The sequence below is a fragment of the Halorubrum sp. Ea1 genome (assembly GCF_002252965.1).
GTDB lineage: Archaea > Halobacteriota > Halobacteria > Halobacteriales > Haloferacaceae > Halorubrum.
In genome coordinates this window covers 15,561-28,193 of sequence record NZ_NHPG01000127.1, presented here as the reverse complement: position 1 = coordinate 28,193, position 12,633 = coordinate 15,561, and the positions used below count along the sequence as shown (strand labels likewise).

Below are 12,633 nucleotides of genomic sequence, written 5' to 3'. Positions count from 1 at the left end.
TGGCCATATTAGCGTGGGATTTTGGAGATATGTGTCGGATTAGTTAGCTTATGAGGTTCTATCCCAGAAATTAGCTCTTTTTAATGGTGTCATTCAGTATTTGCTTGACGGTAATCCCTTACCTGTTCTGCTTCGAAATCGAACTTTTGGAGTTCATTCAGAATGTGGTCACGGATTACGGAAATGTCTGCTTCGACCCAAGGCCGAATTGTTGCCTGAATATGTTCCATGTCGTCTCGAGTAACTTGTGACGCGAGAAATTCAAAGAAATCCCAGGTTCGAACACTAGGATGCACTTCGGAAAACTCGAACAGGTCTGCGATTCGTGTTGGCTCTCGATCCATACTAGTGGCGTATTCAACTGCTGCTTCATGAATCCAGATGTTCAGAGTTTCATCAAGGGAGAGGTAATGAGTGGGTAGTTCGTGCTGAATGTAGTAGATTGCTGCTCCCTCATATCCGAATTCTGCGACGTTTTCGATTGTTTCGGTTAACGGCTTTTTTCGATCAGCATCGTCAAGTCGAAAATCGGACCGATCCACTACGAGAAACAACTTGTCTAACTGGTCCTCATTATACGCGCGAATGAGTTTCTGGGTTGTGCTTGATTTTCCTTTGTTTTCAACCTCTTGATTGGTGTACTGACAAAGGTGTTGCTCAGAAATCTCCGACCAAGTGCTATCCGAACCGTAGAGGTGGTAGGTGAATTCAAGTCCGGGAGTTATAGAGTACTCAAAACAGTTATCTTCACCATTTAGAACTTCGTCAAAGGTAACCGACGATCCATATCCGAGCCAAGAATTTGGAAAAGTATAGTCTGTGACTCCCCACTTCGATAGAAGTGGAAGGCTTCGAAGCCAACCCATGTTTCCCCGATCACTTCCACCGGTTGCGGAATCAGTCATAACAATAATCGAATCAGTACTGATTCCTGCGATTGTGTCGGCCTCCATTATACACACAATTTCGGCGTTATAATTTACACGTTTCCCTAATTAGTTGTCAGATGTGTAATTATTGTGAGAGGCTTCAACAATACAATTCTGCAATATGCCGCTTAGAATGCTGATTGGCGATATCTACTTATCCTGGCTATTAACCCAGAGGAGAGCGTTTCCTACCTTTTGAGATGTAACCAAACCTTTCTCTTCCATTACTTGGAGGCGTTTATATGCAGTATCATGCGCACAACCCACCCGATCAGCAATTTCTCCCGTTCCGGCCATCCCCTCTTGTTCATTAATAGCATCAAGGAAATCCTGCGTAGGGTATTGGCCAGTATATTGACCAGTATCTTCATCACGGCCGGGCATTACTTGACGATTCTATTCGCTTCTGATTAGTCCTGACGGTATTTTCACCACCATTATGAGAACTCCGAAAGGTATTTACCACTATGAGTTCTCATAATGGATGTGGAGCCCAGCCCCGACGGGGCGTGACGATCAAACGAATGCCTGGGTGGTAGTGACACCCGGGCTGGGTTTCCCACGGACGTGAGAATCCCATGGTACAATCAAATCTGAGGTATAAAGAGGTTATCGGTGAACAGTTAATTGAATCTATAAACAAACTACAAAAAATTGCGCTCGGGGAAGGGCCGGCAGAATGTCAGATATGCGATCGGAACCTCCGGGAAGGCGACGACCTAACGGCCTATGCCTTCCGGGCGGCTGGCAACCCCATTTTTGAAATCGGATACGTGATGTGCGGGGACGACGAGCACGTGCACCCGACAGAGTTCATGCGCGGCGTCCACGAACTCGTCGTAACAGGCCGCATCGGCCTGTGTTCCGATGTGGCGACCCAGTCATCGTGGCTCGTACTCATCGCCCCAGAACCGATCGTGGCGAGCCGACCCACATCGAGCGACGCCCACGCGATCGGTGAAGAGACGACACGCGAGACTGACCCGCTCCACACACACCAGGCCACCGAGGCGGATCCGACATCACCGTTCGGAGGCATCCACGCGCGCGGGTCCACACAACTCGAAGGGGCCACCGAGCACACGGCTGATTACTCCCAGAGAGACGGAACACACCAAGCCGAACACAACGAGCGGAACCACCAACAGGCGACCAACCAGAGAGGGGCCGAGTAATGCCCCCGGCATTCGACACCGAACACCTCGATCACGAGATGTCGCTCCCGGACGACATCGAGAACCTCACACTCCCGGATCTGTACGTGGGACTCGAAATCCCGCTACTCGCGCCGGGCGATGGGATCGTGACGGATCGACACCACGCCTCGGCGGACCGGTACGAAGCGGACGACCCGCAGAACCAAATTGGCGGGATGGTGTCACCGTTCCCATTATCGGGCTGGCTCCGCCACGGCTGTGAACGCGTGATACAGGTGGCGGGCGGCACGGCGTGCCATCCGGGCGAAGCGAACGCGGACTACATGCTCGAGGACGTGTACGAGCGCGACCTCGACGCGGGCTATCACGAGAAGGGGTCGTGCGTCGACGCCGACGCCGGCTGCGTCCTCTACGACTTGTTCGGTGGGTTCAACGACCGGGCGGGGCGACTCGTCCGCCGACCCCTCCGGTTCTCGCCGATTCGCCGGCAAGTCGACGTCCTCCAAGGCGAAGCGGAAGCACACTACCGGCAACTGAACACCCAGGTGCGCTCACGGAACGCCGAGGACGACGGGCAACCGCTGCGGATGGCGTCCCGAGACGTCGTCGGAAATCTCGTTGGGACGTGGAAACTCTCGCTGCGAGAGCTGAAGCCGGAGTACGTTGGGCTGCTCGTCGAGGCGGTCGATTACCTCGATGCACATAGCGACGAGTTCGAACTCCAACTTGGCGGCGCGCGGAACTTCGGGGCGGGCATGGCCGAGGCGCGCGTCATCAACCCGCTGTACACGGATGCCGAGATCAAGCGAGTGTACAATCGCGCCCAGGACGCCACCTCGGGAATGGCGTGGAAGGATGACCTGTGGCGAGAGTGGGTGCGCCAGCAGTTCGTGAAGCCGCTGCAAGAGCGGGTTAACGGCGATGCGGGGGCGACATAATGCCTCCGGCGGCAACGGATGAGGCCGCGAACGTAGACATGGCGATCGCGTACCGCCACGATGTCCACAAATTGCGCGGTCGCCAGCACGGGTCAGGTCGTGACGAACTGTTCGACGTGCCGGTGAACGACTCAGTCCCGATGCAGGCGGATCGAGATGCGGCGCTGCTGAGCCGGCCTGAGGGGGAACCCGAACAGACGGTTGCGAATCACGCGTCGCCGGCGCGGCTGTCGCTGCTCACGGGCTCAGTACTCGAAACGGGGGCGGTTCCCGTACAAGAGACCGCGATTGAGCCGTTGATCGATGGCTCCCCAGACGAGCTCCACGCAGCGTGGCTGACGAGCGAGACTGCGGCACTGGTGAACGAGTCGGTGTATCTCCCGTACTCGTCGCTCAAGTACCACGTGTTGCTGGTGGCGGCGATGCTCGACGCATATCGGGCGGGCCACGCATTTGACGACCTGTATCTGGTTGCTGAGCCAGGGCCGGACGCGCCCCCACGAAATGCGGAGCGAGTAACGAGACGAGAAGCAGCACTCGACGCAGACTGCGTAATCCCACACCAAACGGTACTGTGGACAGAGGTAGTGACGATGCGGCTGACGGCGTCACCAGACGGACCCGCAGCGTGGCTTGGCCCAGAACCGGCTGAATCGTTTGCTGATACATGGAGTCGGGTGTCAGGGTCGCCCTTTGGACGGGAGGCACAGTGGTGGCGACACGTCGACGCACAACTTCGTCGCATCCGGTCGTGGTCGACAGCGCTAGAGTACATCGAAGACGCTGTCGCGGAGGATTCGCGCGGGACGACGGGGGTGAGCGAGTGACCCGCCGACACGATCGTGACTGGCGAACCGCTGACCCCACCCATGCGATATGGTCGGGCAGTGAGCCCGTGGGGCGGACTGACTGTCCGCCGGCGTCGCTAGTGGGTGGGCGTCGACGTCTGCTGGCCCGCCCAGGAGCGCACGCGACACTGCCGGCTCGACGAACGTCGCCGACAGCTGGGGGCGCACACCACCCCACTCTCGAGCAAATCCAAGCGAACCTGCGGCCCAGCGTCCCAGCGGAATGGTCGGGCCGTGAATCCGCGGGACGGGCTGCGAGCCAGCGTGCCGGACCGGTGCGTGCGTGCCGATGGCGGGCGGGTCGATCCACCGCAGCTACCGATCGTGTGGGACGTGAACATGGCACAATCTCTACTCGAAGCGACGGGGGTGTGGCGTGACGACGATCCAACAGCTGGTGTTCGAGCTGACGACCCCGTATGCGGGGCGGCCGTACCACGTGTCGGGCAACGCGCTGTTTCAGGCGATCGCGGCGGACGTCGACGACCGGACGCGACGCGAACTACAGGTGAGCCATGCGATGTTCGCGCCGTCAGAGTACGGCTCCTACCCGAGCGAACACTCACAAGACGGGTATGCTGGCAAACTCGGCGGGTCGCTCCCCCCGGTCGAGTCGTACGAGGACCTGTTCCTGTTTCGTGATGCGGCCCAGCGATGGCTGCTGCCCTCTCGGCCGCGCGATGCGCAGAATACGATGGATCGCCAATCCCACGGCGGGCGGCTCACAGTCGCACCGGAATCGTTCTTCGGCGTCCCCGAACACCAGCGGAATTCGAAACGCCGAGTGGAATGGTACGTCCACGCGTATCTCCACAGCGAGCGCGAGGGCGTGCTCCCGCTTGATGAGAGCGTGCTCAATAGGATTCAGCTGGGCGGTGCTCGGAACTACGGGCTCGGGGAAGTGTCGCTTGCGGACTCACAAGTCGTCGATCTCGACGCACTGTCGTTCGACGGGTTGCGGGGCCACGACGCGTACACCATCGAGCTGGTGACACCATACGTCTTACAGAGTGAGAAACCGGGCGCAGACAGCCAGTCGATGCCCTGGTGGTGGGATACGTCGGTTACGGGCATGGGAAGCGATGCGCCGGCGCGAGACCGGCGGTTACGACGCCGCGAAGAGCGGCTCGTTGGGGAGACCGCGTATGAACTGGCGACGGTCGATCACGGCCAACTCGTCGGCTACGCCGGAGACGACCCGGTACAGACGGCGAAGAATGGCGTACTCCGCCTTGGAACACATGCACGATTCGGATTCGGTGAACTACGAGTACGGCCAGCCAGCCACGATCGTGTGCCAGAGCGAGGTGAGGTGGCGTAATGCTCGACCAGGTGGCCTTTGATATCGAGACGACCGGCTTCGACGTCGACGATGAGGTAACCGTCGTCGGGTTTGCGATGCCGATGGGGGTTCGGGTGTTCGTCCAAACGGACGGACGGGCAGCCGGCGACGTCGAGGCCAACGTGAAAGCGCGGCTGTCGGAGACACTCGTGAACGTCTCGACACACCTCGATGAGGCCGCGCTGCTGGCGGCTGTGGCGGCGTTTGTTGGCGAGCGGATACAGGACGCGGAGACACTCCTCATCGCGTTCAACGGCGAGGTGTGGAGCGGTGGCTTCGATCTGCCGTTCCTGCGGAGTCGGTACGCGGCGCACGGGATGGCGTGGCCGTTCGATGTGGCGTACGCGGACGTGTTGCCGGTCATTTCGGATCGGTTCAACACGACGGTTGACGGCGAGGAACAGCGCGGGTTGGCGGCTGTGTACGAGCTGCTCGGCGACGGGACCTACAGCGGAATCGATCCGTTTGACGACAGTGCGGCGGCGGTGACCGCCTTCGAGGAGGGGCGATTCGACGAACTCGTCTGCCATAACCTGGCGGATATCCTGCGGACACAGGCGCTCGGCCGGGTTGCTGAGCGGTACTGCGGGAAGGCGGAGTTCAACGTGAAATCGCTCTCACCGACACGAGACGCGTGAGTCTGGCTCGGTGAGCGGTTGCGGCGCGTTCCCCAGCAGCGGGGCTGCTGATTGAAGCGATACACCACGGGAATGAGCGATGCTGGCGGTCACAGTGCGGTCGAAATCGACTACGGAACGATATATATGACAGACGAAGCAGACGATGCGACGGCTGACGGAACAGACAACGAACCAACAGCGGACGAGGAGCCGGCCGATGCCGAGACGCCATCGGACCAGTTAGAGACGGCGTCGATGAACTCGGACGCGGAGCGGAACGAGACGGTTGATCAGGCGACGCAGAAGAAGGTGTTAGAACGCGACCGGTATCGCTGCCGGATGTGTAATGTGAAAGCGCCGGCCGCTGGCGGCCTGGCAGATCTCGAGGTCCACCACGCAGATCGGGATCCGGATGGTGTCGGCGAACACGACCCAGCGAATCTCCTCACGGTGTGCCGGAGTTGCCACTCGTGGCATCACATGAGATCGACGCCCAGCGATATACCCATCCGGCTGACGGAAGCCGATGACAAGGAATTGAAGTCCCACGAGTACGAGATTTTGCGGATCCTCTATGACAACGGCCCACTCCGCACAAAGGAGATTGCGGAGGAATTAACAGTTGAGATGACCCGCACGGCTGTTCGAGAGCGGTTGTGGCATTTGGGCGGGCTCGATAATGAAGTGGCTGAGCGGGCAGAGCCGCTCGTGACGAAAGATATCGCTACCCAAGAGTGGGGACTCCTCGATGATATCGTGACGAGCGCCCGTGGCCACATCCCTGATGACCCGAAATTGCTCGTCCAACGAACAGAAGACGAGCTCATGCGACGAGCGCTCGATCGCGGCTGTGACCGCCAGACGGTGATGGAGGTGTTCGACATCTCGCGGCGCGGCACATTCTACAAGGAGACGCGCTCGAAGATGTACGACTTCCCGCTCGACGCGTTCAGCAGGGGCGGGCGGCCGCGGGTTTCGAAGGAAGCGTCAGATGAGGGGGACTCGTCGACGGCGGCGAGAGGACCGGACGAAGCAGAGGCGATACAGAATGCGGCTGCCCGGGCGAGCGAGGTGTCTGCCGATGAGGATGACGAGTCTGCCGCCGAGATCGTGTCGGATGCGAGTGAGTCAGTGGGTGAGGGGGGTCAGGAAGAGATAGGTGGAGGGGCTGCTGCGGATAGCGTTCAAATGCTGTTAGAGGAGGCGCTTGACGCACTGCGGGACAACGACGACATCGAGGAGTAGCCCGCTTTCAGGCGGATTTTTTGTGGTGTAGTCGTGGTGACGCGGGGGATCTTGTGTGGTGTGTTTTGGGTGACGAGACCGATGATTACGAAATTTGACTGATGAACGACCTGATCTGGTACCTGTGCGAGATATAGGGTGCGAACGTGGTACGAACTGAGCGCAATCTATGGGAGAGAGTGATCGCTCAGTACAGACCAAGCAGACATCGCTCAGTATAGGTCACTCACTGGCTGGTCAATACGAGAGAACAGTTATGAGAGTCTACGGTAATGTGATTGAAAGTGGATTCATATCCTAAATTTATCCTCACTGCTGCGACGGGATTACTGATTGGAATACCGCTGTGTCTAGCTATATTTGCTCCCGAAATACTCTCCGCCGAACTGTTCACTAGCCTTGGATTCTGGGTTCCGATAGTGATTCTCCTCCTCGTGATGGTATTTGGATTCTGGCTAGGTCAGAAGTCGAATCTCACGTAATCCGCTCCCGGTGGTAATCACTCAGGATGAATTCTTCAGCGATCGGCTGTTTCACCACACTATATGTCTGAAGAATAGGAGTTCAACAGAGCCACGGATGTGAATTAGCGACTATGCTGAGATATCAACCTTGAGGTCCCTTACCGGTCCTGAATGAAGCATTGATGTGGCTTGGACCTCATCACGAAGTCCTAACATTTCGATCTTCTCGTAAAAGTCGCGTACCGCATCGCCTTCTCCTTTGTCCGGGCCACCAATACCGATACATAATCCTGAACCGTAGATGACGACTGTTGCTCCATCTTCGTACTCATATAGAAGCCCAGAGAATTTCTTGGGTTCGTATTGGGCCCTGTCCAAGCCGAGGCCGATTGCAAGAGCATTGAGATTGTACGTTCCCTCTAGCATCACGGCCGCTACGTGTTCGTTCGGTGAAAGCCTACAGAGGATTTCGGGGAGTTCTAATCTCGTATCCCACACTTCCGGGTAGTCACGAATATCGTCTCCTCGCTCCGCGTCAATGCCATCGATTAGATACCACTCTCCGAACGGGACCTCCGGGGATTCTCCGCCTAACGCATCAGCGGTAGAAGTGAGGAAATCGACTGCCGGCTGTGGGTGCTTCATATCGAAGCCCACCGCTGGTTTCGCAATAAGACTGATGACTCTGTTGAAATCCTCAATAGGTTACGTGTTGCTCCGGTTGTGGTCAATACAGGGGATCCACATACCGGAGTTGTGACGGCCGATTTCTGTCGGGTGTTACCGTGTGCTGGGAAATATTAGGAAGAACGCGATTCCTAATCCGATGCCCGTTCCGATTGAGCGATGAATCTCAATTGGGCCGGCAAATAGTAATTCTTGAACGAAGAGCGAGCTTAAGACTCCAACAACAAACCCGAAGAGCCCCATCTGCCGAGAAGACCAACGAGAGCTAGTTATATTGAATGTTAATCAACACTCAGTGATACATATTTGCTGTTCGGAGTCCCAGTTTGAACTCTATTGACGAGTTCGCAGCTCTAATCGACCGGCTGTTTCAGTCGATAATATATCTGAGGAAGAGCATTTCAACAGAGCCGATCATTCAATATTTTCTGGGATAACAAGATGTTCGATTTCCTCATAAGATTCGAATAGTGGCGAGTGGGCTTCCGCGTGTTCTGGGGGTGCCTCTTCGGAGAATGACTCGGGTGAAGGAGCTTGACGCATTGCTGCTAATTGGTCCCGCAATTCACCTTTCGTAGCACTGAGCAGATCTCGGTCGGGCCATGAATGTACTGGTGGTCCGTCTACTTCCTTTGATTTCTGTTGTACCCAGTTCAGGTGCTTCAACGCGTACTCTACCCATTCACCCGGATCTTGTAACCGATAGAATTCGTTAGCAGCACCAGAAAGGCCAGCTTCTTGTAATGCCTGTACCATCATCTCGAAATTCTGTCCACGGGGATTGATTGGCTCGTGGAACACGACACTCGGTTGTAGGGCTATCGCCCGCGTGAGCAGCCGGTGAAGGCCATGTTCGTCCATCGTCGGGTACGTTGGCGACATAGATATGAATACGGAGACTCCCTCTAATTGTAGCATATCGAGTGTCTGCCATCGGGTGAGTGGAGGTGGAGCACCAGGCTCCAACGCGTTCACCATCTCGCGGTCAAATGATGGGATCGGAACACGCATCGAGCAGCTCTCACGCTTCTACCCCGCCGAGGATTATCACCAGAAGTACAAGCTCCGGTCCGTCTCCTCGCTCATGGACGCGTTTGAGGCGGCGGGATACGGTGACGACGAGTTGCGGGAATCGCCGATCGCTGCCAAGCTGAACGGGTATGCCGCCGGACACGATGTCGGCATTGACGAGGAACTTCCGACACCCGATCGCGGGACAGCCTAGACTGTCAGGTCGTCCCCGATGAGACCCGCAAGTTCACTGAACTACCGGCGGAGCGCGGACGAGCGAACGTTGATACCTGGCTCAGAGAGCTACCTCGTACTCGGAAGCCAGTGTCTCGAACCCTTCCCACCGCGGTGTGTTATCCGATGTGATCTCTCCTTCTGAGCGAAGAAATTCTATGAGTTCCGTCACGATGTCCTCGATACCATAATAGCTCGCGGAATCTTGGAAATCGTCGTCCGGCAACTCCTCTTGTACGACGAGCAAGAATTCCAACAGGGCCAAAGATCAAAGTAGCACTAAACCAATCTCAGTACTCATGAGCGATTCTCACGACAGAACGGTCGTCACTGTCACGAGCCAGGGGGAGATGACGATCCGCCAAGAGTTTCGTGAGAAGCTCAACATCGACACGCCGGGACGAGTCCGATTTCTTGAAACTGAGGAGGGAGAGGTTGTGATTCAATCGGTCAAGCGCCCGTCCGATGTTCGCGGTGGACTTGCGTCTGAGGGCGAAAAAGAAGAGAGATCAGCCACGATGGAACTCCGTGACGAGCGAGATCGAGACAAACAGAAGACCGATAAGGAGGATGGGCTGTCAGAGCAAGATGGATGACGGCCATCTTCGATGTCGAGCGTTACTGGTCCCTAAACTCCACTGTGTAGCCGTTATTGCGGAGTGCTTCAACGAGCTCATCTCCACGCTCGATTGTGAACTCATGGAACGAGTTAGTGGGGCTATCTGCCGAATACAGCTCTGAGTCGATATTCTCCGGAATTTCGTTCTGATGGGTATCTTCTTGGACAACAACGGGCTGGCTGGGTACGTGGGTAGAACTGCTTTCTTCTGACATTCGAACATCTCTCGTTACAACCATTCGGCTATTTGAATTCCGATTCTAGCTTCTGTTGAGGAGGCTATGCGACGCGATCGCAGACGCCGAAATGGGACTGCTGCAGTCGGAGTCTACCAGAGCCTTCGACTGCGAGACAGGAAGAGAACCGAAGCAGTACCCATCACCCGACACTTTTCGTTGGGACTTGTGTTATGTGACGTATGGATATCGATCGAGCTCGTGGTGTTCTCTGTGGGATCGCCTGTGGGGACGCGCTTGGCCGGCCGGTTGAGTTTATGCCCGCCTCCGAGATTCGTGCTGAGCACGGGCGACTCGACGAGATGATCGGACACGGAACGTGGAACCAGCCCGCTGGGACGATCACGGACGACACCGAGCAAGCGCTGTGTATCGCACAGAGCCTCGCCGAGCAACATGAGTTCGATCCCGCGGACATTGCCGAGCGGTTCGTCGCGTGGTATGACAGTGGGCCGTTCGACATCGGGCGGATGACGATGAAGTCGGTGAGCCGGCTGAAACACGGTGACGAGTGGGATGAAGCAGGCCAGCACGTCTGGGAGAACAGTCCGGAGGGTCAGAACGCGGGCAACGGGAGTGTGATGCGATGCGCACCGCTTGCCATTCCGTACGCGACGAACTGGGATCGACTTTTCGAGGTGAGCCGCCAGTCCTCGCAGATCACCCACGCCGATCCGCGGTGTACGTACGGCTGCGCGGTGCTGAACCTCACGGTGGCTGGTCTCCTCGAGGACGCGGACACGCCGTTACAGGACGCGCTTGACAGCGTCGGCTCAGACGCGCCTGGTGAGCTTGTGTCGGCGCTTCAACCCCTCGCTCGTGGCGACTCACCAGACACGTTGGAGACGTCGGGATACGCCGTCCACTCGCTACAGACGGCACTCCACGATGGGCTGTTCGCTGAGAATGCCGAGGAGGCAATCGTGACTGCGGTCAATCGCGGCGGAGATACCGACACGATCGGGGCGATTGCGGGTGCGGTCGCAGGTGCGCGGTTCGGGGCGTCACAGCTTCCGGAGCGGTGGATGAGTGCCATCGATGAGGTGGGCGAAGTCGAATCCCTGGCAAGTCAGCTCCCGAGTTTGTCGTGAACCTCCTGGCTCCCTCACGGCTGACGGGTCAGCGAAGTACGGCTCAATCACCGTGGCGATAATCGTACGTTAGAATATGATATTTCAAAATATCATAATTCGCTCTTGATACTGGCGTGCCCACAACTGATCGATCGGGGCCGAGTCGTCAATTAGTCGCAGTGAAGAAGGTCGCTACAGATCGAGTACCACTCCAAAAGAGATTGTGAGGCAGTGTTCGAACCGGTGGAAACAACCCACGAAGCAGGAATCGGGTTTGGACTCACACTCAGCATCGAGCCCGTTGCTGCGCTTGGTGGAAGACTCAGTTGCCAAGTCACCCTCACATCGAATCGACGAAAGTGAGCAATCCGAGCGCGACCACCAACCCCAGTGCCGCGACGAAGAGGTCGATTCCCCACCGAAGGAGCCAGTCGCGTGCTCGGCCTCCTTCGGGGCGAATCCCGAACCGGACCGAGAGGTGGCGAACGATGACGACCCAGGTGACGAGCACGAACCCGAATAGAAACGGCCACACGTCGATACCGAGTCGAACCTGTACGATGTAGACTGGGAGCACGCCGATCAGTATCGGCATCGCCGCGATCCGAGCTACAGCACGGAACGGCCGACGCTGCAGTGTCGGAGGGTCGCCGGCAACCAGGTTGGGGACCGACACGCCACACGATCGGAAGCTGGCGGCAATCTCGCGGAGTTGTCCACGCGGGATGAGGAGCCCCTCTGGCTTCGTGAGAGTGAGCGACCGGTAGCGGACCCGAGCGGCAACGATCGGCCCGAGCGGAATCAACTGTAGAGACTCTACCCCGGTGAGGTCGATTGTCTGTTCGTCAGCGCCGGTCGCCGCCGCGAACTGCTCGGTCTCGGGGTCGTCGTACTCGGGCTCGATCACCAGGGTGCGAGTCTCGGGAGTAAGCCGGTAGCGGTTCGTCTTGAGCCCCGCACTCGAAAACCACACCATCAACCACAGGCACGCACAGACGATGACGTACCCGACGGCTGCCCGCGAACCGAAGACGGCCGTCGACCCGAAGACTGCGAGCGGGAGGGCGACGAAAAGGCCGACCCAGACCGCAGGATACATCGTGACGATGAATGCGGCCGCCCGGTGCGGCAGCCGACGAATGCCGTGAAGGGTCGTCTCCCACCGTTGGCCGGGGGCTGCTCGTGTGGTGTCCGTGGAGGGCATATCGAATCTCTCACGAGACGTCGACT

15 protein-coding genes and 1 pseudogene are annotated in these 12,633 nt (G+C 57.6%); 9 read left to right on the top strand and 7 right to left on the bottom strand.

Annotated features, from left to right (window positions below; translation table 11 throughout):
• Positions 1 to 89: 89 nt before the first annotated feature.
• Together DJ73_RS19905 and DJ73_RS15880 are read right to left on the bottom strand one after the other, a co-directional pair.
• Entirely contained in the window at positions 90 to 953 is an 864-nt protein-coding gene (locus tag DJ73_RS19905) for a hypothetical protein (RefSeq protein WP_141212975.1), read from the bottom strand.
• A gap of 126 nt (positions 954 to 1,079) precedes the next feature.
• On the bottom strand, positions 1,080 to 1,313 hold the full coding sequence (locus DJ73_RS15880) for a helix-turn-helix domain-containing protein (RefSeq protein WP_094558449.1): 234 nt from the start codon (positions 1,311 to 1,313) through the stop codon (positions 1,080 to 1,082).
• A gap of 194 nt (positions 1,314 to 1,507) precedes the next feature.
• Here DJ73_RS15880 and DJ73_RS15875 point away from each other — a divergent pair, with 194 nt between their 5' ends.
• The 6 genes from DJ73_RS15875 (at position 1,508) to DJ73_RS15850 (ending at position 7,079) form a co-directional block, all read left to right on the top strand.
• Positions 1,508 to 2,104 carry a hypothetical protein gene (locus DJ73_RS15875; protein ID WP_094558448.1) on the top strand — a complete coding sequence of 199 codons (597 nt, stop codon included), beginning with the start codon at positions 1,508 to 1,510 and terminating at the stop codon, positions 2,102 to 2,104.
• Positions 2,104 to 3,024, top strand: coding sequence for a hypothetical protein (locus tag DJ73_RS15870; protein WP_094558447.1), 921 nt, complete (start codon positions 2,104 to 2,106; stop codon positions 3,022 to 3,024). The genes DJ73_RS15875 and DJ73_RS15870 overlap by 1 nt, the downstream gene beginning before the upstream one ends.
• Positions 3,024 to 3,851, top strand: coding sequence for a hypothetical protein (locus DJ73_RS15865; protein WP_094558446.1), 828 nt, complete (start codon positions 3,024 to 3,026; stop codon positions 3,849 to 3,851). The genes DJ73_RS15870 and DJ73_RS15865 overlap by 1 nt, the downstream gene beginning before the upstream one ends.
• A 397-nt stretch (positions 3,852 to 4,248) precedes the next feature.
• Positions 4,249 to 5,193, top strand: coding sequence for a hypothetical protein (locus DJ73_RS15860; RefSeq protein ID WP_094558445.1), 945 nt, complete (start codon positions 4,249 to 4,251; stop codon positions 5,191 to 5,193).
• The gene (locus DJ73_RS15855; RefSeq protein ID WP_094558444.1) at positions 5,193 to 5,852 is read left to right on the top strand and encodes a hypothetical protein; all 660 of its coding nucleotides are present in this window, start codon (positions 5,193 to 5,195) and stop codon (positions 5,850 to 5,852) included. The genes DJ73_RS15860 and DJ73_RS15855 overlap by 1 nt, the downstream gene beginning before the upstream one ends.
• A gap of 72 nt (positions 5,853 to 5,924) precedes the next feature.
• Positions 5,925 to 7,079: an HNH endonuclease gene (locus DJ73_RS15850; protein ID WP_254921687.1), complete on the top strand. Its 1,155-nt coding sequence runs from the start codon at positions 5,925 to 5,927 to the stop codon at positions 7,077 to 7,079.
• Positions 7,080 to 7,672: 593 nt separating this feature from the next.
• Here the strand turns inward: DJ73_RS15850 and DJ73_RS19900 are convergent.
• Both DJ73_RS19900 and DJ73_RS15845 read right to left on the bottom strand, forming a co-directional pair.
• Positions 7,673 to 8,188, bottom strand: coding sequence for a hypothetical protein (locus tag DJ73_RS19900; protein ID WP_141212974.1), 516 nt, complete (start codon positions 8,186 to 8,188; stop codon positions 7,673 to 7,675).
• 456 nt (positions 8,189 to 8,644) lie between these two features.
• Positions 8,645 to 9,091 carry a hypothetical protein gene (locus DJ73_RS15845; protein WP_217900454.1) on the bottom strand — a complete coding sequence of 149 codons (447 nt, stop codon included), beginning with the start codon at positions 9,089 to 9,091 and terminating at the stop codon, positions 8,645 to 8,647.
• A 130-nt stretch (positions 9,092 to 9,221) separates the two neighbouring features.
• Between DJ73_RS15845 and DJ73_RS15840 the strand changes: the two are divergent.
• Positions 9,222 to 9,455, top strand: a pseudogene (locus DJ73_RS15840) (peptide methionine sulfoxide reductase); the annotation flags it as partial.
• Between the two features lie 81 nt (positions 9,456 to 9,536).
• Here DJ73_RS15840 and DJ73_RS15835 read toward each other — a convergent pair.
• The gene (locus DJ73_RS15835) at positions 9,537 to 9,731 is read right to left on the bottom strand and encodes a hypothetical protein (RefSeq protein WP_094558441.1); all 195 of its coding nucleotides are present in this window, start codon (positions 9,729 to 9,731) and stop codon (positions 9,537 to 9,539) included.
• Between the two features lie 43 nt (positions 9,732 to 9,774).
• Between DJ73_RS15835 and DJ73_RS15830 the strand changes: the two genes are divergently transcribed.
• Positions 9,775 to 10,071, top strand: a complete 297-nt coding sequence (locus tag DJ73_RS15830) for an AbrB/MazE/SpoVT family DNA-binding domain-containing protein (RefSeq protein ID WP_094558440.1) — start codon at positions 9,775 to 9,777, stop codon at positions 10,069 to 10,071.
• A gap of 22 nt (positions 10,072 to 10,093) precedes the next feature.
• Here DJ73_RS15830 and DJ73_RS15825 read toward each other — a convergent pair whose 3' ends face one another.
• Positions 10,094 to 10,309, bottom strand: coding sequence for a hypothetical protein (locus DJ73_RS15825; RefSeq protein WP_094558439.1), 216 nt, complete (start codon positions 10,307 to 10,309; stop codon positions 10,094 to 10,096).
• 203 nt (positions 10,310 to 10,512) lie between these two features.
• On the opposite strand from DJ73_RS15825, the gene DJ73_RS15820 reads away from it, so the two are divergent.
• Positions 10,513 to 11,421 (top strand): ADP-ribosylglycohydrolase family protein, encoded by a 909-nt coding sequence (locus tag DJ73_RS15820; protein WP_094558438.1) that lies wholly within the window; start codon positions 10,513 to 10,515, stop codon positions 11,419 to 11,421.
• A gap of 322 nt (positions 11,422 to 11,743) precedes the next feature.
• On the opposite strand, the gene DJ73_RS15815 is transcribed toward DJ73_RS15820, so the two are convergent.
• A complete protein-coding gene (locus tag DJ73_RS15815; RefSeq protein WP_094558437.1) occupies positions 11,744 to 12,607 on the bottom strand; it encodes a hypothetical protein in 864 nt (287 codons plus the stop codon).
• Between the last annotated feature and the right edge of the window lie 26 nt (positions 12,608 to 12,633).

Excerpts from the sequence above, each read along its gene's own strand:
- DJ73_RS15850 (WP_254921687.1), top strand. The coding sequence starts at position 5,925 with ATGAGCGATGCTGGCGGTCACAGTGCGGTCGAAATCGACTACGGAACG.
- DJ73_RS15870 (WP_094558447.1), top strand. The coding sequence starts at position 2,104 with ATGCCCCCGGCATTCGACACCGAACACCTCGATCACGAGATGTCGCTC.
- DJ73_RS15845 (WP_217900454.1), bottom strand. The coding sequence starts at position 9,091 with ATGGACGAACATGGCCTTCACCGGCTGCTCACGCGGGCGATAGCCCTA.
- DJ73_RS15875 (WP_094558448.1), top strand. The coding sequence starts at position 1,508 with ATGGTACAATCAAATCTGAGGTATAAAGAGGTTATCGGTGAACAGTTA.
- DJ73_RS15830 (WP_094558440.1), top strand. The coding sequence starts at position 9,775 with ATGAGCGATTCTCACGACAGAACGGTCGTCACTGTCACGAGCCAGGGG.
- DJ73_RS19900 (WP_141212974.1), bottom strand. The coding sequence starts at position 8,188 with ATGAAGCACCCACAGCCGGCAGTCGATTTCCTCACTTCTACCGCTGAT.
- DJ73_RS15820 (WP_094558438.1), top strand. The coding sequence starts at position 10,513 with ATGGATATCGATCGAGCTCGTGGTGTTCTCTGTGGGATCGCCTGTGGG.
- DJ73_RS15815 (WP_094558437.1), bottom strand. The coding sequence starts at position 12,607 with ATGCCCTCCACGGACACCACACGAGCAGCCCCCGGCCAACGGTGGGAG.
- DJ73_RS15825 (WP_094558439.1), bottom strand. The coding sequence starts at position 10,309 with ATGTCAGAAGAAAGCAGTTCTACCCACGTACCCAGCCAGCCCGTTGTT.
- DJ73_RS15880 (WP_094558449.1), bottom strand. The coding sequence starts at position 1,313 with ATGCCCGGCCGTGATGAAGATACTGGTCAATATACTGGCCAATACCCT.
- DJ73_RS15855 (WP_094558444.1), top strand. The coding sequence starts at position 5,193 with ATGCTCGACCAGGTGGCCTTTGATATCGAGACGACCGGCTTCGACGTC.
- DJ73_RS15865 (WP_094558446.1), top strand. The coding sequence starts at position 3,024 with ATGCCTCCGGCGGCAACGGATGAGGCCGCGAACGTAGACATGGCGATC.
- DJ73_RS19905 (WP_141212975.1), bottom strand. The coding sequence starts at position 953 with ATGGAGGCCGACACAATCGCAGGAATCAGTACTGATTCGATTATTGTT.